General features: G+C 41.5%; 16 protein-coding genes and 28 tRNA genes. 4 read left to right on the top strand and 40 right to left on the bottom strand.

Annotation, left to right across the window (positions count from 1 at the left end):
• Positions 1-73 precede the first annotated feature (73 nt).
• Together rpiA and OSCI_RS04610 are read left to right on the top strand one after the other, a co-directional pair.
• The gene (gene rpiA, locus OSCI_RS04615; RefSeq protein WP_007353688.1) at positions 74-790 is read left to right on the top strand and encodes a ribose-5-phosphate isomerase RpiA; all 717 of its coding nucleotides are present in this window, start codon (positions 74-76) and stop codon (positions 788-790) included.
• Between the two features lie 225 nt (positions 791-1,015).
• Positions 1,016-2,197 (top strand): aldo/keto reductase, encoded by a 1,182-nt coding sequence (locus OSCI_RS04610; protein WP_007353687.1) that lies wholly within the window; start codon positions 1,016-1,018, stop codon positions 2,195-2,197.
• An 88-nt stretch (positions 2,198-2,285) separates the two neighbouring features.
• Here OSCI_RS04610 and OSCI_RS04605 read toward each other — a convergent pair whose 3' ends face one another.
• From OSCI_RS04605 to dndC, 37 genes are all read right to left on the bottom strand, one after another.
• Positions 2,286-2,648: a hypothetical protein gene (locus tag OSCI_RS04605; RefSeq protein WP_007353686.1), complete on the bottom strand. Its 363-nt coding sequence runs from the start codon at positions 2,646-2,648 to the stop codon at positions 2,286-2,288.
• Between the two features lie 109 nt (positions 2,649-2,757).
• On the bottom strand, positions 2,758-3,324 hold the full coding sequence (locus tag OSCI_RS04600) for a 3'-5' exonuclease (protein WP_019487664.1): 567 nt from the start codon (positions 3,322-3,324) through the stop codon (positions 2,758-2,760).
• Positions 3,325-3,332: 8 nt separating this feature from the next.
• Positions 3,333-3,500, bottom strand: coding sequence for a PIN domain-containing protein (locus OSCI_RS31290; RefSeq protein WP_007353684.1), 168 nt, complete (start codon positions 3,498-3,500; stop codon positions 3,333-3,335).
• A gap of 240 nt (positions 3,501-3,740) precedes the next feature.
• Positions 3,741-3,826: transfer RNA gene (locus tag OSCI_RS29600), tRNA-OTHER, on the bottom strand.
• Between the two features lie 3 nt (positions 3,827-3,829).
• Positions 3,830-3,903: transfer RNA gene (locus OSCI_RS04590), tRNA-His, on the bottom strand.
• Between the two features lie 2 nt (positions 3,904-3,905).
• A tRNA-Ala gene (locus OSCI_RS04585) sits at positions 3,906-3,978 on the bottom strand.
• Between the two features lie 16 nt (positions 3,979-3,994).
• Positions 3,995-4,071 (bottom strand) — tRNA-Ala (locus OSCI_RS04580).
• A gap of 6 nt (positions 4,072-4,077) precedes the next feature.
• Positions 4,078-4,151, bottom strand: a tRNA-Arg gene (locus OSCI_RS04575).
• A 322-nt stretch (positions 4,152-4,473) separates the two neighbouring features.
• A tRNA-Arg gene (locus OSCI_RS04570) sits at positions 4,474-4,546 on the bottom strand.
• A gap of 6 nt (positions 4,547-4,552) precedes the next feature.
• Positions 4,553-4,627, bottom strand: a tRNA-Val gene (locus OSCI_RS04565).
• Between the two features lie 5 nt (positions 4,628-4,632).
• A tRNA-Gly gene (locus OSCI_RS29595) sits at positions 4,633-4,703 on the bottom strand.
• 10 nt (positions 4,704-4,713) lie between these two features.
• Positions 4,714-4,784, bottom strand: a tRNA-Gly gene (locus tag OSCI_RS04560).
• 4 nt (positions 4,785-4,788) lie between these two features.
• Entirely contained in the window at positions 4,789-5,307 is a 519-nt protein-coding gene (locus OSCI_RS04555; protein WP_007353682.1) for an O-acetyl-ADP-ribose deacetylase, read from the bottom strand.
• A gap of 47 nt (positions 5,308-5,354) precedes the next feature.
• Positions 5,355-5,426, bottom strand: a tRNA-Thr gene (locus tag OSCI_RS04550).
• A 6-nt stretch (positions 5,427-5,432) separates the two neighbouring features.
• Positions 5,433-5,506, bottom strand: a tRNA-Leu gene (locus OSCI_RS04545).
• 26 nt (positions 5,507-5,532) lie between these two features.
• A complete protein-coding gene (locus OSCI_RS04540; protein WP_007353681.1) occupies positions 5,533-5,886 on the bottom strand; it encodes a hypothetical protein in 354 nt (117 codons plus the stop codon).
• Positions 5,887-5,942: 56 nt separating this feature from the next.
• Positions 5,943-6,016: transfer RNA gene (locus OSCI_RS04535), tRNA-Leu, on the bottom strand.
• 28 nt (positions 6,017-6,044) lie between these two features.
• Positions 6,045-6,118 (bottom strand) — tRNA-Leu (locus tag OSCI_RS29590).
• A gap of 3 nt (positions 6,119-6,121) precedes the next feature.
• Positions 6,122-6,195: transfer RNA gene (locus OSCI_RS04530), tRNA-Pro, on the bottom strand.
• Between the two features lie 4 nt (positions 6,196-6,199).
• Positions 6,200-6,273, bottom strand: a tRNA-Leu gene (locus OSCI_RS04525).
• A 29-nt stretch (positions 6,274-6,302) separates the two neighbouring features.
• A tRNA-Gln gene (locus OSCI_RS04520) sits at positions 6,303-6,376 on the bottom strand.
• A gap of 5 nt (positions 6,377-6,381) precedes the next feature.
• Positions 6,382-6,460: transfer RNA gene (locus OSCI_RS04515), tRNA-Gln, on the bottom strand.
• A gap of 14 nt (positions 6,461-6,474) precedes the next feature.
• Positions 6,475-6,547, bottom strand: a tRNA-Asn gene (locus OSCI_RS04510).
• Positions 6,548-6,554: 7 nt separating this feature from the next.
• A tRNA-Phe gene (locus OSCI_RS04505) sits at positions 6,555-6,628 on the bottom strand.
• Between the two features lie 5 nt (positions 6,629-6,633).
• A tRNA-Ser gene (locus tag OSCI_RS04500) sits at positions 6,634-6,718 on the bottom strand.
• A 3-nt stretch (positions 6,719-6,721) separates the two neighbouring features.
• A tRNA-Met gene (locus tag OSCI_RS04495) sits at positions 6,722-6,797 on the bottom strand.
• A gap of 1 nt (position 6,798) precedes the next feature.
• A tRNA-Tyr gene (locus OSCI_RS04490) sits at positions 6,799-6,881 on the bottom strand.
• Between the two features lie 23 nt (positions 6,882-6,904).
• Positions 6,905-6,980 (bottom strand) — tRNA-Lys (locus OSCI_RS04485).
• A gap of 6 nt (positions 6,981-6,986) precedes the next feature.
• A tRNA-Glu gene (locus OSCI_RS04480) sits at positions 6,987-7,059 on the bottom strand.
• A 5-nt stretch (positions 7,060-7,064) separates the two neighbouring features.
• Positions 7,065-7,139, bottom strand: a tRNA-Trp gene (locus OSCI_RS04475).
• A gap of 3 nt (positions 7,140-7,142) precedes the next feature.
• Positions 7,143-7,217, bottom strand: a tRNA-Met gene (locus tag OSCI_RS04470).
• A gap of 9 nt (positions 7,218-7,226) precedes the next feature.
• Positions 7,227-7,300 (bottom strand) — tRNA-Cys (locus OSCI_RS04465).
• Between the two features lie 75 nt (positions 7,301-7,375).
• Positions 7,376-7,449, bottom strand: a tRNA-Asp gene (locus tag OSCI_RS04460).
• Between the two features lie 596 nt (positions 7,450-8,045).
• On the bottom strand, positions 8,046-8,432 hold the full coding sequence (gene dndE, locus OSCI_RS04455) for a DNA sulfur modification protein DndE (protein ID WP_007353678.1): 387 nt from the start codon (positions 8,430-8,432) through the stop codon (positions 8,046-8,048).
• A gap of 99 nt (positions 8,433-8,531) precedes the next feature.
• Positions 8,532-9,182, bottom strand: a complete 651-nt coding sequence (locus OSCI_RS04450; RefSeq protein ID WP_007353677.1) for a hypothetical protein — start codon at positions 9,180-9,182, stop codon at positions 8,532-8,534.
• 5 nt (positions 9,183-9,187) lie between these two features.
• Positions 9,188-11,179: a DNA sulfur modification protein DndD gene (gene dndD / locus OSCI_RS04445; protein ID WP_007353676.1), complete on the bottom strand. Its 1,992-nt coding sequence runs from the start codon at positions 11,177-11,179 to the stop codon at positions 9,188-9,190.
• A gap of 86 nt (positions 11,180-11,265) precedes the next feature.
• On the bottom strand, positions 11,266-12,948 hold the full coding sequence (dndC, locus tag OSCI_RS04440) for a DNA phosphorothioation system sulfurtransferase DndC (RefSeq protein ID WP_007353675.1): 1,683 nt from the start codon (positions 12,946-12,948) through the stop codon (positions 11,266-11,268).
• 180 nt (positions 12,949-13,128) lie between these two features.
• Between dndC and OSCI_RS04435 the strand changes: the two genes are divergently transcribed.
• Positions 13,129-14,295, top strand: a complete 1,167-nt coding sequence (locus OSCI_RS04435) for a DNA sulfur modification protein DndB (protein WP_007353673.1) — start codon at positions 13,129-13,131, stop codon at positions 14,293-14,295.
• A gap of 61 nt (positions 14,296-14,356) precedes the next feature.
• Here the strand turns inward: OSCI_RS04435 and dndB are convergent, their stop codons facing one another.
• Positions 14,357-15,406, bottom strand: a complete 1,050-nt coding sequence (gene dndB / locus OSCI_RS04430) for a DNA sulfur modification protein DndB (protein ID WP_007353672.1) — start codon at positions 15,404-15,406, stop codon at positions 14,357-14,359.
• Between the two features lie 361 nt (positions 15,407-15,767).
• Here dndB and OSCI_RS04425 point away from each other — a divergent pair, with 361 nt between their 5' ends.
• Complete coding sequence (locus tag OSCI_RS04425) at positions 15,768-17,363, top strand: DGQHR domain-containing protein (RefSeq protein ID WP_007353671.1); 1,596 nt, start codon at positions 15,768-15,770, stop codon at positions 17,361-17,363.
• 106 nt (positions 17,364-17,469) lie between these two features.
• Here OSCI_RS04425 and OSCI_RS04420 read toward each other — a convergent pair whose 3' ends face one another.
• A complete protein-coding gene (locus tag OSCI_RS04420; RefSeq protein WP_007353670.1) occupies positions 17,470-17,937 on the bottom strand; it encodes a DNA phosphorothioation-associated protein 4 in 468 nt (155 codons plus the stop codon).
• A gap of 47 nt (positions 17,938-17,984) precedes the next feature.
• Entirely contained in the window at positions 17,985-18,950 is a 966-nt protein-coding gene (locus OSCI_RS04415) for an S-layer homology domain-containing protein (RefSeq protein WP_007353669.1), read from the bottom strand.
• Positions 18,951-19,093 lie beyond the last annotated feature (143 nt).

Genomic DNA, 19,093 nt, shown 5'->3' with positions numbered 1-19,093 from the left:
TTGCGGTAAATTAAACACTGGTAGTTATTTTAATTGGCAGCGCTAACCGCCAACTCATTGAGGAGCATTTATCATGGCCGCAGAAAAAGACCCCGCAAAATTGAGCAAGCAACAAGTCGGCTATGCCGCCGCTGACCGCGTAAAGTCTGGTATGATCGTAGGGCTGGGTACAGGGTCAACCGCAGCTTATATGATCGAAGCTTTGGGCGATCGCATCAAGGCCGGCACGCTCAAAGATATCAAGGGAGTGACAACTTCTTTTCAGGGAGAAGTTTTGGCAAAGCAATACGGAGTTCCGCTAACAACGCTCGATGAAATCGATCGCATTGATGTTGCTATTGACGGTGCTGATGAAGTCGATCCGCAGCTAAATTTAATTAAAGGTGGCGGTGCGGCTCATACCCGCGAAAAAATTGTCGATTACTTAGCAGAACAGTTTATCGTTGTGGTAGATGGTTCTAAAATAGTTGACAAATTAGGTTCAACTTTTCGCGTACCTGTGGAAGTTTTACCGATGGCAATAACGCCAGTGATGCGTGCGATCGCGAAACTAGGCGGCGAACCGGAACTCCGCATGGGAGTGAGAAAAGCTGGCCCCGTAATTACCGATCAAGGCAACATGGTAATTGATGTCAAATTTAACACCATTGACAACCCAGGGGAACTAGAAAAAACCCTAAATAACATTCCGGGGGTACTAGAAAATGGCTTGTTCATAGGCGTAACAGATTTAGTTCTGGTTGGCGAAATCAAAGACGGACAGCCGATAATACGTGAGATTTCTAAATAGTTAGTTTTTAGTGGTTAGTTGGTAATTGGTAATTGGTAATTGCTAGATGAGAAAAATATCTTTTTCTGGCGATTAGAAATCGCGGCTACACAAACAAAGTCCGCCTGCGCGGACTAAAAAGAAAAGTGGCGGTAATAAACCCGGATTTGATATAACAACAATTACCAATTACCAATTACCAATTACCAATTACCAATTACCAATTACCAATTATTAATTACCAAAATGCAATATCGCCGATTTGGTCGTACAGAATTGCAAATGCCCGTCTTTTCTTGTGGCGGTATGAGATATCAATATAAGTGGCAAGATGTTGCGCCAGATATGGTTCCACCTGACCATCAAAAAGAATTAGAAACTACCATTCGCCGCTCTATAGAATGCGGGATAAATCATATTGAAACTGCTCGTGGTTACGGCACTTCTGAGATGCAGTTGGGAGCGATTTTGCCCAAGTTTCCCCGTGAAAAATTAATTGTTCAAACCAAAGTTTCTCCTAAATCTAATCCCAAAGAATTTCTTCAAGAATTTGAAAAATCACTAGCTTACTTACGCTTAGAATATGTCGATTTATTTTCGCTGCACGGTATTAACAACTCTGAATTGCTAAATTATAGCATCTGTCCCGGTGGCTGCATAGATGTTGCCAAAAAGTTGCAAGCAGAAGGTAAAGTGCGTTTTATAGGATTCTCAACTCACGGGCCAACTGATGTGATTTTGCAGACAATTAAAACTAACCAATTTGATTATGTTAATCTCCACTGGTATTACATTAATCAAAATAATTGGCCGGCTATTGAGGCTGCTAGTAACCACGATATGGGAGTTTTTATTATCAGCCCTTCTGATAAAGGTGGGAAACTTTATAATCCACCTCAAAAATTAGTAGAATTATGTTCTCCACTTAGTCCGATGGTGTTTAACGACTTATTTTGTCTTTCCCATTCCCAAGTGCATACTCTCAGTTTGGGGGCGGCGCGATCGCAGGATTTTGACGAACATCTCAAAGCTTTAGAATTGTTAGATAATGCTGATGAAATTTTACAGCCGATTTTAGAAAAGTTGGAAAAAGAAGCAATAAATAAACTCGGAGAAGACTGGGTAAAAACTTGGCACGTCGGCTTACCTACTCCTGAAAATACCCCTGGCGGGATAAACATTCCTGTGATTTTGTGGCTGTGGAATTTAGCGATCGCTTATGACATGATCGACTATGGAAAAATGCGCTATAATCTACTAGGAAATGCTAGCCACTGGTTTCCCGGTTCTAAAGCACATAAAATTAACGAATTAGAACTAAAGAAGTGTCTGATTCACAGTCCTCACGCCGCCCAAATTCCTGGGATACTCAAAGAAACAGATCGTCTTTTGGGAGGTCAAGCTGTTCAACGTCTTTCTCAAGAATAGTCAGATAATAGCGCACGCTTAAGTGTAAAGTACAGATGATTGAAAAGACAGCTACCTAAGTATTTTGCCTGTTTCTTCTGACTTATACTCATCCTGTCTGTGCGGCGATTCTCTGATTAATTCTTTCTACCCAAATTTCGTTATCATCCAAGTTCACAATCATCCTTTTATAGGATTCATTCTTGAATTCTACGGTCAAATAATTACTGTCTTTAGTGACATACCAAAATTCTTTACCTCTGTTAGTGTAATAAGTTCCCGCTTTGATTACCCCAGGCATAAAACTACCAGGTGCTTTGATTTCCCGCCAATTACTTTGAGGTTCCTTTGAGGTTGCACCTTCAATGTTTGCTAGAGGTATTTCCCAAAACTTGTTAAATCTAACTGCCCAAACCTGTTCCCAAAAACAAAATTCTATTTTCAATTTATCTAACTCAAAACTAAATTTCATATTAGTTCTCTCTCTTAGAAAGATGGTTGATGAGTTATAATTAGCTTAGCATTTCACCAGAAAAAATACAACAGATTACAGTATCGAGCGAGTACAATAGTTCAAAAAGTCAGGGAAGCTGCTTTTCACCCAGAATATAAGGCAAAAGTTTAGCGATATTTCTAGCATCATCAATTCCTCGATGATGAGTTCCCTCTAGGGGTAAACCAACAAGTTGCAGAGCTTTTGCCATACCAGGTCGTTTTCGCAAACCTTGCTGTTCTGTAAACAATTGTTTGAGATTAACATGAGGATAAGCAATGGGAAAAGGTACTTTGTGAAAGTTGCTATCTTGTTGAAATTGTTTGCGATCGTAGTCACCCCAGGAACCGAATACAGCATTTGAGTAACCAGATAGCCAATTTTTGAGAAGTGCGATCGCTTCCGGGTAAGTTGGTGCTAGATCGACTTGTTTTTGGGAAATAGATGTTAAAGACTTGCAAAATTCAGTGAGAATGGGATGGCGAACTGGTTTAATAAAGGTTTGAAATTCATCAACAATTGTAAGGTTTTTGGGTTCTACCATCACCGCGCCAATCTCGATGATTTCCATGTGTTCTCGATTGATAGTTTCTCGATCGCAGCAGGTAGCTTCTAGGTCAAGGACTAGATAGTAATTATAATGTTTTAAATTCATATCATTATTCAAGATAATTTAATATCGTATAGTTTGAATCGCTCATCCTGTGTAATGACCACATAATCTTCTGCTTTCGCCTGAGCAATAATTAGCCGATCAAAAGGGTCTTGATGATGGAAAGGCAAATGCTGCAATATCTCATAATGACCAAATTTAGCTGTACATTTTAACACCTATTAAATAGTGCTATAGCGGGAGAGGAGTAACTGAGCGATCGCTTAACCTGCTTGCTAATAAGTTAAAATTTTTTTCCTAAGAATTACACCCCTCTGGATAGAATCGAACTATCACATCCGGTGTTCGTAGCACCAGCGCCATCTCCATTGGCAGAGGGAAATCCACCGGGGAGGTACTGCCCCTCCTATCTCTGTGTTATCAGCACAGCGCCGCACTTTCTGGCTCCCAGTGGTCAAAGGAAGATGGAGGAATCGAACCCCTATAGTTATTAGCTATACCCTGGTTTTCAAGACCAGTTGCCGGCCATTCAGCGGCATCTTCCAAAGGTGTCTGACGGGAATTGAACCCGTTATTACTGGTTCCACAAACCAGCGCCGCTACCACTTTGGCTTCAGACACAGTGGATCTGATGGGGGTCGAACCCACAACCTCTTCTTTGCAAGAGAAGCGTTCTCCCATTAGAACTACAGACCCAATTTAATTAACTATTTGGTGGATTCTGGTCAGATTTGAACTGACATCTTTCTAGCAGCCAGCTAGATGCTTTTCCAATTAAGCTACAGACCCATTCAGCAGGAGTGGTAGGACTTGAACCCACAACATTCGAGGTAGAAGCTCGACACTCTATCCAGTTGAGTTACACTCCCATAAAAACTTGTGAATTATTAGAAGCGATCGCATCGGAATAGCGTACAAGTAATAAGAGCACTTTGCGTTTTCTCAGCTACTAAAGGGACTCCGCCGATGAGTTATTACACACTCTTTAAAGGATTGCTACTTCTAAGCCTACCTATCGGGTTCTTTGCACTCCTTGTTTGCAAACGCACACTGCTTTTTGACAGCGTTACTTTTCCTCTCGTACTAAAGTATGTAAGCTCTACAAGTTAGGGTACGTAAATGTGCGATCGCTCTTACAATAAAAAATTAATCATTCAATGGAATCACCTCTTTAATTTCAAGTAAAGACAACGAGAGTGGTAGGAATTGAACCCACAACATCCACGTCCGAAGCGTGGCGCTCTATCCGTTGAGCTACACTCCCCTAAATTGGTAGTCCTGACAGGATTTGAACCCGTAACCCGTTGTTTGTAAGACAACTGCTCCACCGTTGAGCTACAGGACTATCAAAGCGAGTGACGGGATTTGAACCCATGCGCTGAGTGTGGCGCACTCAGATGCTACCGTTACATCACACCCGCAAATTATCAGAGCGGACAACGGGATTTGAACCCGTATCGCGAGTTTGGAAGACTCAGATGCTACCATTGCACCATATCCGCCAGATTAAATTCCAAATTCTTTGGCAGTTTCGAGATAGGTTTGATATATCTGTTCGCCAAAGCAAACAAATATTACCTCCTCTATAACATTCTGTTCCTGAATAAACTTTAGGGTTGATTGAATAGCAATCCGACAAGCTTGTTCCACAGGATAGCCATAAACGCCACAACTAATAGCAGGAAAAGCAATTGTTTTCACCTTGTGATCTTTAGCTAAATTCAGACTAGAAAAGTAGCATGAAGCCAATAATTCTGCTTCCCCTCGCTTTCCCCAGTACCAAATAGGGCCGACTGTATGAATAACATACTTTGCTGGGAGCTTGTAACCCTTCGTAATTTTCGCCTCTCCCGTTGGACAACCCCCCAGTGTTTTACATTCTTTCAGCAGTTCTCGTCCTGCGGCATCATGGATTGCACCATCAACACCGCCACCGCCTAACAAAGATTCATTAGCGGCATTGACAATAGCATCAACTTCGAGTTTTGTAATATCAGCTTGGATAACTGAAATTTTAGTTTTCATGGCACTTATTTTAATGACATTATGTGTTCCTCCTTTAAAATAGCACAAGCAGGTGGCGAGATTTGAACTCACATAAAAGCTTTACAAGAGCCTCATGTTGCCAGTTACATCACACCTGCATCAAATGCCCCTGACTGGATTTGAACCAGTAACCTCCTCGTTCTAAGCGAGTTACCTCTTCCAATTGGGCTACAGGGGCAAGATTTATTTAGTTAATTTTTCTGACTATCTGTGACGATTGACTTTGACTCGTTTGCTAGGGGTTTGCTTCCTTACCCAAGCTAAAAACTTTTGCATTTGTGGCTCATTTTTTAGCATTTCTAGTGTATTGAGTTCTTCGGCTAGGCGTTTGTTATCAAATAGAACATGAATCTGTTTATGGCAAGCAGAACAGATGTTAGCTGTTGGGCCTGTGCCTAAGTTCTTTCGTTTAGTGTATTGTTGTGGAATTAAGTGATGAATTGTTAAACGCTTCATCTCTCTTTCGCACAATTCACAGATTAAAGCTGGTTGCTCAAAACTGCTGAAATTCTCGTATGTGCTGTTTAGGCGATTCCCTACGGGATAACTCCGCTTCATGTAGTTTTTTCTTAAATACTATAAGTAAGTTCCTCCTAATTTTACTAAAAATTTGATGCTCCCGACAGGATTTGAACCTGTAAAAAACTAGGTTCTCTCCCTAGTGCGTCTGCCGTTCCGCCACGAGAGCAAACGGTGAAAATTGGCTGAATGCCAAGTACCCCTGACAGGCCTCGAACCTGCAAAACACTTATCTTAAGTAAGCGATGTTTTCCAATTACATCACAGGGGCAAATCGGGATGGCAGGATTTGAACCTGCACCCTTCGGCTCCCAAAGCCGCCGCGCTACCAAGTTGCGCCACATCCCGTTACTACTCCTGACTGGATTTGAACCAGTAACACACAAGGTTTGAGCTTGCGGCCTCTTCCAGTTGGGCTACAGGAGTTTAATTAATCTGCTTTGCTAATAGCAGAACTGGGAAGGTAGGGTTTGAACCTACATTTGTCCGCTTTCAAAGAGCGGTGCCATACCGATTAGGCGACTTCCCAATAATTGGCTGCCGGGGTAGGCTTTGAACCTACATAATTTCCTGTTTCAGAGACAGGCGACTTTACCGATTTGTCTACCCGGCAATTCAAAAAAAAGGCTGTCCTGGTAGGGATTGAACCTACGACATTTCGCTTAACAGGCGATCGCTACTACCACTGAGCTACAGGACAATGCCAGCCCCCCAGGTCGGTTTCGATCCGACGGCCTCTTGTTCTTCAAACAAGCGCTACTACCAACTGAGCTACCGGGGGAAAAGCGGAGAGAACAGGATTTGAACCTGCGTCGGAATAACCCGATTCTGTTTAGCAAACAGATGCCATCAGCCTCTCGGCCACCTCTCCTTTTGGACGCGGGAGAAGGAATCGAACCTTCGTAAAACAGGCGTATGAAACCTGTGAGTAACCACTACTCTATCCCGCTATGGGTCGAGCTGGAATTGAACCAGCAATCGTATTAAACCACTGTTTTACAGACAGCTTCCTACACCTATAGGAGGACCGACCCAAAATAGAAATTAAATAGAATGTTGGTGGGTTGTCGAGGAATTGAACCTCGATCCATCCGCTTAAAAGGCGGCTGCAAAAACCATTCTGCCAACAACCCACAAGGAAGTGCTGACGGGAGTTGAACCCGCAATTACCTGATCGAAAGTCAGGTGGCTTAACCATTTGCCTACAGCACCATAATTGGCGAAGGGACTGAGATTTGAACTCAGATCGACGGTTTTGGAGACCGTAATGTTACCAGTTACACTATCCCTACTTTTGGTCGCAGCGATCGGATTTGAACCGATATTAACCAAGGTATGAACTTGGGACTTTACCATTAAGCTACGCTGCTTTTTGCCAGAGGTTAGAGTGGGATTTGAACCCACGAATATTGGTTTTGCAGACCAACGCCTTCAACCACTCGGCCACCTAACCTGAAATGTTCACGGTTAACGGTTAATTGTTAATTGTTAACCGTTAACTGTTGGCAAATCTGATATGATTTGTTTACGGGAGTAACGAGACTTGAACTCGCAACCTTTCGCTCGACAGGCGACTGCTCTAGCCATTTGAGCTATACCCCCATACAATAGGTTAATATTCTGTTTTCAAGGTTCGGTTGGTTTTTGGGTTGGAGCTTTGAGGCTCTTTCCCGTCTGTCATACACTCATACTACATAAATACTACAAGCTTGTCAAGAGTTTGCGGAAGTTTTTTTTGCTTGTGGCTGTGGAATTTCCGAGTTTCAATAACTGGAGTTTGGACGGTGGGCGGTGTAGTCTATGTATTACAACCCCTGGGGTGTCTTACATCAGGGCTAAGTACCGCTTTTGTCCTAGAGTTAATGACATGACTCTTGCTTATAGGACTTATTTAGCTTTAAAGGTGCAGATGGCTTATGAAGCAAAGGTTTTAAACTCTTTTTCGTCAGCCATGTATACATACTACATAACGTACTACAGGATGTCAAGGGGTACTACAAAAAAAATTTGTTCCGCTTTGGAGGGGAAGATTTGGCGGATGAGTTTGGTTATGAGGCAATAGCGATCGAGAAAGTGCGATCGCACTTTTTGCCCTTACCCCCTAAGTCACTAACGGAAGGACTACTGGGGAATATACGTAACGCCACCCTCTGGGAGGTAAAGATACCCCCAGAGGGCGGCGTTACGGTTGTTTTCGGTTACTTTTGGGTGGCGATCGCGATTAAGTCTTCGATTTTTTTGATATTGGGATCGCCCGCTAAATAGCCAATTCCGCGATGAAGGTGGAGGCGAAATTGTTTAGCCAGAGTTTCTTTATCCGTGCCTAACTTATCATTATAACACCTTTGTTTCAAAGCAATTATTAAAATATCAGCCATTTCACCGCCGAATACATCCCAAGTTAATTCGACATTACTATCAGCCGGAATGGGAACGGGAGAAGGCATAGAAGGTTCAGCAAGGGAACGGCAAAAACCCCAACGGCAAAGAATATTCCATTGGTCAATTTTAGTAAACCTACGAAGTTTTAAAAGTTGGTCTTTGCCAGATTGAGAAAGGCGGATTCTTTCGATTGGTGGTTCCATAATTTTATAGCTAGGGGCTAGGGGCTAGAGGCTAGGGGCTAGGGAAAGAAGGAACTAGAATCAAGGATTTCAGGAACTCATAATGTTCTAACTCCCTTTTCATTTGCTACGATCTTCTGTTGAGGAGATTACTAATTGACTTAGGCGTTTCATAATTTTGAGAACGGTGTACAAATCATTGCCGGGATTGCGGATTCCAAACATCCTAGACAAAGCATATAGAGGTACTTCTCCCTTCACCAATTTAACAAATACGAAAGTGCCACCTGCATTAATCAGGCCATAGCTGGGTTTATTCGGGTGAGGATTGCCTAGCATATAAGCAAGGATTTGTGCAAGACCAGCTTCAATAGAAAACTCGTCTTTTTTGGACTCAATCACCATTACCCAGAATTGGTCTTTTAATACCAGAGTGTCCATATTTCCCCTGATGATAGTTCCCCCATCTTCGCTGATAATTTGTACAGATTTTTCCCCCTTAACGTAAAACGGGGCTAGGTAAAAATCACCGATAAAAAGCATCGGGTCAAGTACAGCCATGCGGATAGCATTTTCTAGTAAAGGTGGGTAATTTAGCAGATTAATATAACCAGCTTTTACCTTATCAAGAAGTTGCCGATCTAAATCAGTGATTTCGGGAAGGTCATCTTGCCACTCGCGGAAAAATCCCTCATCTTCAATTAATTGAATGCCAAATGTATCGATGAGGTCGCGAAGATTGACGGCTTGTGCTTGTAGGGTTTGTACCATATTTTTTACCAAAAGTAACTATTTTCTTCAATAATTGTTTGCTGTTTGCTAGAATCATATTTTAGCAGATAGGTGTGTGCGATCGCATCCAATTTCTTCAGTTGTTCATATTCAGTTTTAGCAATTTCCGTGTCAGTGGATAAAAGAATCACTTGATGGCTAGCAGAGGGGAAATATTTCTCAATTAAATTGTTACGGTGAGAAGAATCAAGACGACCGAGAGGGGTATCAATGGCAATCGGTAAATGGCGACCGGATACTCTCGCCAGTCCCCATAAAAAGGCGATGGCTAAGAGTTGTTTTTCCCCCGCAGAAAGGCGATGTTTCGGAACCAGCGTACCTTGCGAGTCGTAAATAGATAAGGCAAAAGTTTGGGTATCAATAGCCACTCGATGAACTAGGTCAGATTTGTGGAGAAGATAGCGGAAACATTCAGTAATTTCTACTTCCAATTTATTGAGTTTTTTGAGAGTTAGTTTCTCCTTAAAAAGTTTAAGCGTGTTTTGGGCTTTAGCGATGGAAGCGAGAGTATGTTGGTTATTTCTGTGTTTGAGGTAGTCGTGGCTATATTCTTCTAATTCCTTGTGGGTTTTGGCAATTTCTCTGTCAATTTCAGAGACTTTGCGGTTAGCAAGTTCCCAATCTGCTTGGGCGTTAGCAACTTGTTTTTGGGCTTCTCTGACAGCGGCTTCTAACTTTTCGTAGGCTTCCGGCGATGCGGCTTTATCGAGTTGGCGTTCGACTACATCTATCTCGCTTTCAGCGGATTTTAGTTCTTTAATTTTTTCTATGGCAATAGCTTGATTAGCTTTGATTTGATATGCTAAGATAGTTTCAAGTTGGGCGATGGCTTCGACTGTAGCATCTAGCCAAGGTTCGCCACTTTCAGCTAGTTGTGTAAAGTCGGCATCTTCTTGTTCGATGAAGGTTTGGATATCTTGCAACTGTTTCGGTTTTAAAGATAGTTGTGTGAGGTATTTAAGGAGGCGATCGCTTCTCTGTTCTACGGCTGTTTTAGCAATTTTTGCCTGAAATTGGTTGACCTCCGTTTCAGCTTGAATTTTGGCTTGTTCAAGGAGTGGGGAAATTAAGCCAAGAGGGAGAAAACCTGCGGATAATTGTAACATTGCTTGGCGCTGAGTTTCAGCCTGTTTTTTCCAATCATTTAATTGTTGGTCGAGGTAGCTGCGTTCGCCTGCGATTTTTCCGCCTTCAGAAATAAAGCGATTGCTGGCTTCTTGTAAATATTTTTCAGCTTGTTCTAATTTGCCTTTATTGCTGCCAGTCTCCTCTGTTGCTTCTCCTTTTTCCTTGAGTAGTTTCTCAAACGTGGCTTCAATTTTATCGAGAGTAGATTTGTCTTTTGCCCCGGCTATTTCCTTACGTTTGCGACTGGCGAAAATATCTAAGTCAACGGATAGACGTTCGGCGAGTTCTAAACCTAATAGACTTTTAATTGCGCCGACGACAAAATCGGGTGGGGTTTCCATTTCTGCGAGTTCTTTAACTTGTTCGCCATCGAAGAGGAAAAGGTTAGAAATACCCAAGGGAAGTAGGGTTTCAATGTATTCGTCCCAGGTGGAGGCGATGGCTTTGTCTGGCCACCATTCATCGTGTCCGTCATAAACAAGAATACCTAATGTATCTTTGGTGTCTTGTTTTTCCCAATAGCGGACGATTTTATATTGAGTTAAACGGTCATCTAAGACGTGCTCAAAGGCTAATTCAATACGGGTTTTTTCAGTAGGTGGAGTGTGACGGTTGACGCATTGGCTGAGGAAGTCATTGTAACTTAAATTGCCGCGTGTGGAACATTGGGCTCTGTTACCATAAAGGCAGAGGCGAATGGCATCCATAAGGGTAGTTTTACCGCCACCGTTCATGCCGCCGAAGAGGATAATGGGGCGGGTTTCTTCATCTATTTGAGGGCGGAGATTGATGATTTGTTTGCCTTGGTAGGGGCCGAAGTTTTCTAGGCTGAGTTCGAGGAAAATCATAGATGTTTTCAATTATTATCTACGTTGATCTGGGTAATCTTTACCGCAGATCAACGGATATGGACGTAGATGCAGGTGGATTGTGGTTATTCGGCTGGGTTTTCGTTGATGAGATTTAAGAGGGGAAATTTCATGTCACCCCATGATAATTGTTTATTTTTGTCGCCTTTGTTTTCAATCATTTCTTTGATGTTTTTGGGATTGGTATCTGGGGATTTTTCGGGGTCTTCAATAGTGGCGATCGCCTCTCGAATTTGCTGAATTTCATGAGGATCTTCTTTAACTGTTTCGAGGGCAGTTTTTACTTGGCGTTGGTAGTGGGCATTATCGATGGCTTCTTCTTTGATTCGCGAACTGGTATCAAAGCATTTATCGATATCAAGGAAGATCCCGGTTCGGCGGGGTTTGGTGTAGTATTGGCGTTCGGTGTTGAGGAGTTTTGACATTAATTCTAAGTGCATTGTGTCGTTTTCACAGATTGTTTGAAGTACATCCCATTCGTCATTTCCTAGTAGTTTTCTTTCGTCAAAGGGGCGAGTGTCTTCAAAGGGTTCGCCAGTGACTTCTGCGTAAATTTTGGGTAGGCTATCGTCAAATTCGTGTTTTTCTTCTAGCCATATACGGCGAATTTCGCTGAGTTCTTCAGGAGTAATAAGGGTGATGTCGCGCATTTCTGAGGGGGCAGTTTGGCGAATTTGGGTTTGTGCTTGTAAGACTCGCCTTAACCAATGTTCCCGCCAAAATTTAGTATAGGGGCCAGGGATATTTTGAACAGAGGTTTTTCCTTCACCAATATTGCGTTCAAATAGTTCAACTCTGCCATAAATGCGCCGAAAGTCTCTCTTGTCATGATCGTTCTGAATATCTAGTTCGTTGCGTATATCAAGTAGAGGCTGCATCCATTCTTTTTCTTCATCATTCTGGATCATTGCCTGCATTGATTTGTCTTGGTTTACCATTGTGCAAACCCAACATCCAAATCGAGAACTACCACAACTAGGAGTAGACGTATCAACAACTAAAGGACACTCGTTATCTGTTGTTGCACCTCGGTACAAAGTAAATAAGTCTTTATTGTTACCCCCCCAAGGATTCTCCCACTGGTTCAGATAAATCCAAACTTCATCATTCCGCCAATCTTCAATAGGGCTATAAACTAGAGAATTAGGTAAGTGAGCATTAGGGCTAAGACGATCGCGTAATCTACCTGCTTCATGCTTTTTCATTGTTGCGGCTCTTTTCGTACTTTCAGCCTTGCGGGTACCTAAAACTACAATGGTTTCACCATGTCCTCTAACCATTTCTCTAATAAAGTGGTTAACAGGTTGAATTTTCATCCTTTCAGTACACCAGCGAAATCCATTGCGAGGAGACGGATAGCCTTTACCAATTAAGCATACCCAAAATGTTCCCTGAACAGAAGGATGCAATAAATGAGCTTCAATAGGCATTTTTTTCTCTTTAGATCCCGCCTTAAGTTGCTCTAATGATTTCCGTACCCAAGCCGCAACGATAGGATTTTCAACAAAAGTATCTGTTGTAATGACATGAATTGTTTTCGTGCGCTTTTCTGGTGGTAGTGCTGCAATCGCATACCACACTAACTGTAAAATAGCACTTGAATCTTTGCCAAACGATACGCCTATAATCCAAGGAATATCATCAAGACAGTATAATTCTTGGATTTCCTTGTTTAGCTTTTCTATATCTTCCACTAACTCGGCAACAGTGCGAGATGGGAATAATAAAACTTGCTGAGCTTCTGTCATAATCTAAAAGCTCCTATTGCTAAATTGAATAATTTGTGATATAATTTCCCGCACCCACTGAGAAGACATATTTTTCCTTTATATTTTGCCATAGGGCAAATAGTAGACTTGTGTTTGTAGACTTCAATAGCTATAGTAAAGTAATAAGTCTTTCTCTGCTCAAAAAAATCAAGAGTTTATATGTCTGAAAGTAACTACCCTCAGCCTGAGCCCAATTCACGACTTGATGAGTTGCTTGAGCCTTACTTCGCAAAGTATCACCGTCAGAAGTGCTATCCGGGGTTGATTTTTCAGCAGGGGAAGCGGAAAATGGTACAAATCAATGTCCCTGCGGATGAATTACCGACTCTTCTTCAAGCGAAGCCCGCTACTGGGAATGATCCTGATTCTGGAAAAAATCGCCCAGAGGTAGATGGTCATTCTGAGGAAGTTAAACAATATATTATTAAACGCTGTACAAAGAACAAACCTTGGATTTTGGGGACACTAACTGCAAATATCGCCCCAGATAAGATTGAGCTTGTAGAATTGGGCCGGGGAATTTGTCTAGTAGTAATTCGTCGGGGTGTTAAATTAGATATTACTGATGGACAACACCGAAAACGTGCTATTCACGAATTGATAGAAAGCTCTAATGGTGAATTAATTGGTGATGATTATTTTCCAATTACTTTGGTATTAGAAGAAGACTTTAACCAGTGTCAGACTGATTTTCGAGATATGGCACAGACAAGACAGCTAGATAAATCATTACTTTTGTCATTTGGTGAGTTTGAAGGTCGAGTAGGTATTACTAAAAACTTACTCGATCGAGTATCAATGTTTTATGGTAAAACAGAAAAGATTAAATACTCTCCTTCAACTAAACACAAGTTAATTTACACAACTAATTATATTGCTAAGCTCGTAAGCTGTGCCTTTGCTGATGACCTAATTGATGATCTTCAAGATTATGATGTTGAGACATCATCAGAAGTTTTAATTAGTTGCCTCAATCAGTTTTTCTCGGAATGTAGCCAGACACAGCATATTGCTGAAACCGCTGTTGAAAACTTAACTATCGAGGAAGTTGCGAAATTTAAAGAAGATTGTGTGTTGGGCAAAAGTGTTGGTGTAGAAGTTTTAGGGCGATTGCTATACTGCACTTATGACAAAAATGATGATTGTTTTGAGAATGAAAAAATCTCAAAACTTGCTAAGCTTGATTGGTCAAGAAAGAGTCATATTTGGGCAGGAAATATTGTTTTATCTAGCAATAATTCCAACAATACCTATAAGATAACAGCCAGTGCTAATGCTGTAAGAGCAGCAATTACAGCAGCTAAAACTGAACTAGGGTGGGTATAAAAAAATCAATAAAACACAAAGATGGCATAGAAACTAGACAGCCTAATCAGTTTAATTCCAACTACAAACCCAACCTCCCTTGTAAATAACCCTTCATCCAACCCAAACTAACCTTAGACTTAGAAACCCCACTTTTACAAAGAATATGACCTTGCCAATCAGGATTAGAAATCGACCAATCAACCTCTTGTAAACCCGCCAAACATTCCCGCCAATTATCAGGATAGACCTCCAATAAATCCGCCCCAATAATAGCCAGACTTGAGAGTACGAGCTCATGACAATGAACATAATCTTGCCGCACTTTCGCCGCCGTCAATCGCCCCCGCAAAACTAACTCCCACTCAGCCATCAAACCGCTAATAACCTTCCAAAAATTCGCCGCCAATTCCACCTGCTTTTCCATATCCACACCCGCATAATTAACCAATAAACTCAGAGTAGCATGAGAAATACTATTAAGTGTAAAAAGTTTATCAGATTTTGTCGATAACGTCCCCCTTTCCATCTCCGTTAAACACCGCAAAACCTCAACTCGCTGGACAACCGCCTTGACCAAATTTGCCTTAAACTCTCGGTGTTGGTAAAGAATATCTAAAGAAGCATCTATCGGTACTTGAAAGCGGTTAAAATCAGCAAACATTTGCTGCGATCGCTCTAATCCCAAATCCAAGTATAAAATCAAAGCTACCGTTTCATAACCCAACTCAGGATTTTCTTTCAATGCCATTTGATAAGCGACCCGCCGATGTTGCCCATCGTTAATAGTAAAAGTAGCATCCATTGGCACGCGCAACCTGCCAATTTTGCGGCTTTCTGCTTCATTTCCTAGAGGCTCAAAAGTAATCTTAGCATCAATGGAAGCCGCGATCGCACCTAAAGCGTAATTTCTCGGATTGTTGATAATATATTTAGCAATTTCTGGGACACGACTGCGGTTTAAGCTACGATTTGACCGCTTTTCTGGCGCTAACTCTTCCCCTTGAATCGGGAAAAGTTTTGGCAGTAAACGTACCGGACACATCGAGACATAATACTCTCGCCCCGCTTGAATTCCCCGGATAACAGGTAAGATGTATTCAAAGGAAGAAATCATGGGAAAATCAGACATAAAAATGAATGGTTGAAATCGAATTTAGAGTAACAATTTTACTGGCTGAGTTGAAAATATAAACGCCTAAAGTTGTTACTACAAGCTTTAATTCTTGCCGTTTGTAGATTATTGGTCTTGTCTGTTTCAAATCATCAATACTAAACATTTATGCTAATTCCTCGCCAAATATTGTTAGTCAAACAGAAATTTGCCTGCCAACCTCTCGAAGACTTGACAGAGTGACATAGATATGATACGTAAAGCGCGATTATTACCGTAAATATAGTATTGCACAATTTTTTTTAAAAACTTCACTTTACAAAAAAAAATATATATGTTATTTTTCTAAAATCTTATAAAATCCCCAAAAACCTTAACCATGACCAGCGCCCCCGATTCGACTGCTGACCTCGCTAGCCAAATTCTCGAACAGGAGAAGCGGGAAAGAGACGCGATCGCATTCTTACTTGACAAATACCTCGGCCGCGACGATCGCCTCCTCGTCCAAAAAACCCAAATGGGGAGCACCGAAGCCTACGTCGGTTCCGTCACCCTCGAATGGCTAGACAGCAAAGTTCGCTTCGCCGCCCAACTTCCACTTTTTCGCCAAAAATTCGACCCCCAAACTAACAACGTCATCCGCGACGAAGAAACCATCGATGAAATCCAACAAAGGCCTCTCGACTGGTCGCGCCAAGGATCTTTAGCCCAATACCTTGCGGCCCGCAAAACTCACAAATTCCCCGCCGTTTTAGTCGTTCAAAGTCTCCCTTGGGTAGACGATCCCAAAGCCCCAGAATGGGATGAAAACGGTCGCGCCCGTAAGTCTTCCGCCGACTTTTTAGCCATTGATAAAAACGAAACTGTTGGCTTTTTAAACATTAAAGATGTCTCTGTTTTTGCCCTTGATGGTCAACACCGATTAATGGGCATTCAAGGCTTAATGAGCCTGATTAAAACTGGTCGCCTTCAACCTTTTAACAAATATAAAAAACCTGTCGGTCAAGCGATTACTGTTGATGACTTAATTGAAGAATATCAAATCGATCTCACCTATTTACAAGGTCTAGCCCAAGAAAAAATCGGCATTGAATTCATTCCTGCCGTTGTCAAAGGAGAAACCCACCAAGAGGCAAGATGGAGAGTGCGATCGATCTTTGTTCACGTCAATTTAATGGCAGTAAAATTAAGCCAAGGACAACTCGCACTCCTCAATGAAGATGATGGATTTTCTATTGTTGCCCGTAAAGTTGCCGTTACCCACCCGCTATTAAAAGAAGTCGAAGGTCGCAATCCCCGCGTTAATTGGGATAGCGCAACTGTGGCTGCTAAATCAACAGTTTTAACTACATTGCAAGCATTACAAGATATGTCAGAACGCTATCTGCGGTATAAATTTCCCCACTGGAAACCCTCAGATAAAGGATTAATTGCTATGCGACCAGATGATGAGGAGTTAGAAGCCGGAATTGAAGAATTTAAGTTGTTTTTTGACGGATTAGCGAGTTTGCCGAGTTATTGTGAATTAGATAATGGGTTAGGAACGTTAGAAATGCGGCGTTTTAGCTTTGAAAAACCGGGGGGCGATGGCAATATGTTATTCCGTCCTGTCGGTCAAGTTGCCCTAGCTCAGGCATTAGGAAATTTAGTATTTAGAAAGAAATTGTCTATTAAAGAAATCTTCCACAAACTGCGGAGATATGACACTGATGGCGGGTTTAGCCACATGGATTTTCCAGAGTCACTGTGGTATGGAATTTTATACGATCCCAATAAGAAACGGGTGTTAGTTTCGGGAAAAGATTTGTCAGCAAAATTGATTGTTTATCTGTTAGGAGGAGTAACGGATGATATGGAAAAAGCCGAATTGCGGCAGGCGGTAGCAGCGGCCAGGACTGTGGAAGATCGGGCGATTAATTTTAATGGTAAGTTTGTGAAACCGAGGGAGGTTGGTTTGCCGCCGATTTTGAATTGAACTATAAATAACTCGCTGACTAGCGGTGGTTAAAATCTTCCAAAACTTCTGAAGAGATGTGAGAGTGTAGAAATAGGATTTAAATCCTATTTCTGCCATTATGTATCTATAAAAATCTCCTTAAATCAAAACTTTGCTCTGTCGATTCTTCCTTAAATCTTTCACCAATAAGCATCAATAAAAGCTGATCTAAATAATCACCAGCACCTCGTAATTCTTCTCGCAATATTTCCAAACCTCCATTAGCATATTCTTCAAAAATAGTAAGCCTCTGTTCTTCTAAGGTGGCATCATTATAGGAGAGAATTTTTGAGTCTTTAGTTTCTGCTACCGCAATTAACTTAATTATACTATCGTAACCCCTAGACACAAAAACTTCTAGCCCAATGGGCCCAGGTTCTCTTTTAGAAATTTCCTTAAGAGGTAAGCGCTTTTTCCGTTTTGACCCCAAAGCAGCGGCAAATACTATCACGTCTGCGTAAGTCTGGAAAGGGCCAGTTTTCCCCTCTGCTACTGTTAAAGCTTTGACTAAATCGGCTTTATCTTTAGCAACATTAATACGATTAGTAGTCATTGTTTAAATCAATTATTTACTGCAAATTTAACTAAAAATTTTACCTTTTAAGAGAGAGGATTGAAAATATATCCCCACTTGCCACCAGTTAAAACTCTAACATATTCAGCCGGTGAACCAGAACCATCATTTCCTCTTGGTTCTATCACCCATTCAGCGCCAACTCTCACCGCCGCTAAACCCTCAGAAAATTCCCTTGCTTCATCAAATTCTGGCGGAATAATCAATTTATTCTTATTATCTACATAACCAATTTTTTCACCTACCAATGATGGTTGGAGATTAGAATTATTAGCTACTTGAGGCTCCGTATAAGACTGGTCAACCAAATTGCCTATTTTATCGATCGCATACTCTTTGTCACCGATTATTACCTGTGCTAAACCTTTAGAAAAAGGTCTAGCATAGTCAAATTGGGGTGCGATAGCAAACAATTTACCCTTAGCAAAATACTGCGACGGGACAATAAAAGGAATGCCTAATACTTGACAGAGAGAAGCAGCCATCTCTCCTCTAGTTGCACTTTTATTCGGTTTTAGCTGCCTTGAATTCGGATAGTTAACTACTAGAAAACCATTAGTTGCGGCTGCCATCATCTTGCGAGCGTACTGTGGAACTCCCGCTCCATCGTCAAAATAATTTGTGAGGATTTCCTCAGATTTTTCAGGAACTTTTAACTTAAGTTGTGCTGCCAACGCAATAAATGCTTGTACTCTTGAAATTAGTTGTTCTGGTTGAAAAGTTTTGTCGGGATAGCCAGCTAAAAATCCTTTAGTTGAAGCATTTTGAATGTCTTTATAAGCCCAATGATTATTAGTAACATCTTTGAAAGAAATCGGGTTCTGAATTGGCTCAGCATAGTGGAAAATATTGCCCATTAACACAGCAAATTCAGCGCGAGTTAGGGGTGCATTAGGATGAAAAGTGCGATCGGGGTACCCACTGACTAAATTTTTTTGGGCTAGAGCAAGGATACACTTTTTTGACCAGTGATTTTCAATATCAGAAAACATCTGATTTCTCCTTTATTTGTGGTGATAAATTTTACTACTATGTTCAGAGTAACATAATTTTGGGGTCATAAATACCTCTTTTCTCCCATCACTTAATCTTTTTAGCGTTCACTAAACTATCTGCCTCAAAAACTGCGTAAGTA

Source organism: Kamptonema sp. PCC 6506 (genome assembly GCF_000180455.1).
GTDB lineage: Bacteria > Cyanobacteriota > Cyanobacteriia > Cyanobacteriales > Microcoleaceae > Kamptonema > Kamptonema formosum.
This window is presented reverse-complemented; position numbering and strand designations above follow the sequence as displayed.

Coding starts and splice junctions, on each gene's coding strand:
- OSCI_RS04600 (WP_019487664.1), bottom strand. CDS start 3,324: ATGAATTTAAAACATTATAATTACTATCTAGTCCTTGACCTAGAAGCT.
- OSCI_RS04555 (WP_007353682.1), bottom strand. CDS start 5,307: ATGAAAACTAAAATTTCAGTTATCCAAGCTGATATTACAAAACTCGAA.
- dndD (WP_007353676.1), bottom strand. CDS start 11,179: ATGATTTTCCTCGAACTCAGCCTAGAAAACTTCGGCCCCTACCAAGGC.
- OSCI_RS04425 (WP_007353671.1), top strand. CDS start 15,768: ATGACCAGCGCCCCCGATTCGACTGCTGACCTCGCTAGCCAAATTCTC.
- OSCI_RS04420 (WP_007353670.1), bottom strand. CDS start 17,937: ATGACTACTAATCGTATTAATGTTGCTAAAGATAAAGCCGATTTAGTC.
- dndB (WP_007353672.1), bottom strand. CDS start 15,406: ATGTCTGATTTTCCCATGATTTCTTCCTTTGAATACATCTTACCTGTT.
- dndE (WP_007353678.1), bottom strand. CDS start 8,432: ATGGAACCACCAATCGAAAGAATCCGCCTTTCTCAATCTGGCAAAGAC.
- OSCI_RS04450 (WP_007353677.1), bottom strand. CDS start 9,182: ATGGTACAAACCCTACAAGCACAAGCCGTCAATCTTCGCGACCTCATC.
- dndC (WP_007353675.1), bottom strand. CDS start 12,948: ATGACAGAAGCTCAGCAAGTTTTATTATTCCCATCTCGCACTGTTGCC.
- OSCI_RS04610 (WP_007353687.1), top strand. CDS start 1,016: ATGCAATATCGCCGATTTGGTCGTACAGAATTGCAAATGCCCGTCTTT.
- OSCI_RS04605 (WP_007353686.1), bottom strand. CDS start 2,648: ATGAAATTTAGTTTTGAGTTAGATAAATTGAAAATAGAATTTTGTTTT.
- OSCI_RS04540 (WP_007353681.1), bottom strand. CDS start 5,886: ATGAAGCGGAGTTATCCCGTAGGGAATCGCCTAAACAGCACATACGAG.
- rpiA (WP_007353688.1), top strand. CDS start 74: ATGGCCGCAGAAAAAGACCCCGCAAAATTGAGCAAGCAACAAGTCGGC.
- OSCI_RS04435 (WP_007353673.1), top strand. CDS start 13,129: ATGTCTGAAAGTAACTACCCTCAGCCTGAGCCCAATTCACGACTTGAT.
- OSCI_RS04415 (WP_007353669.1), bottom strand. CDS start 18,950: ATGTTTTCTGATATTGAAAATCACTGGTCAAAAAAGTGTATCCTTGCT.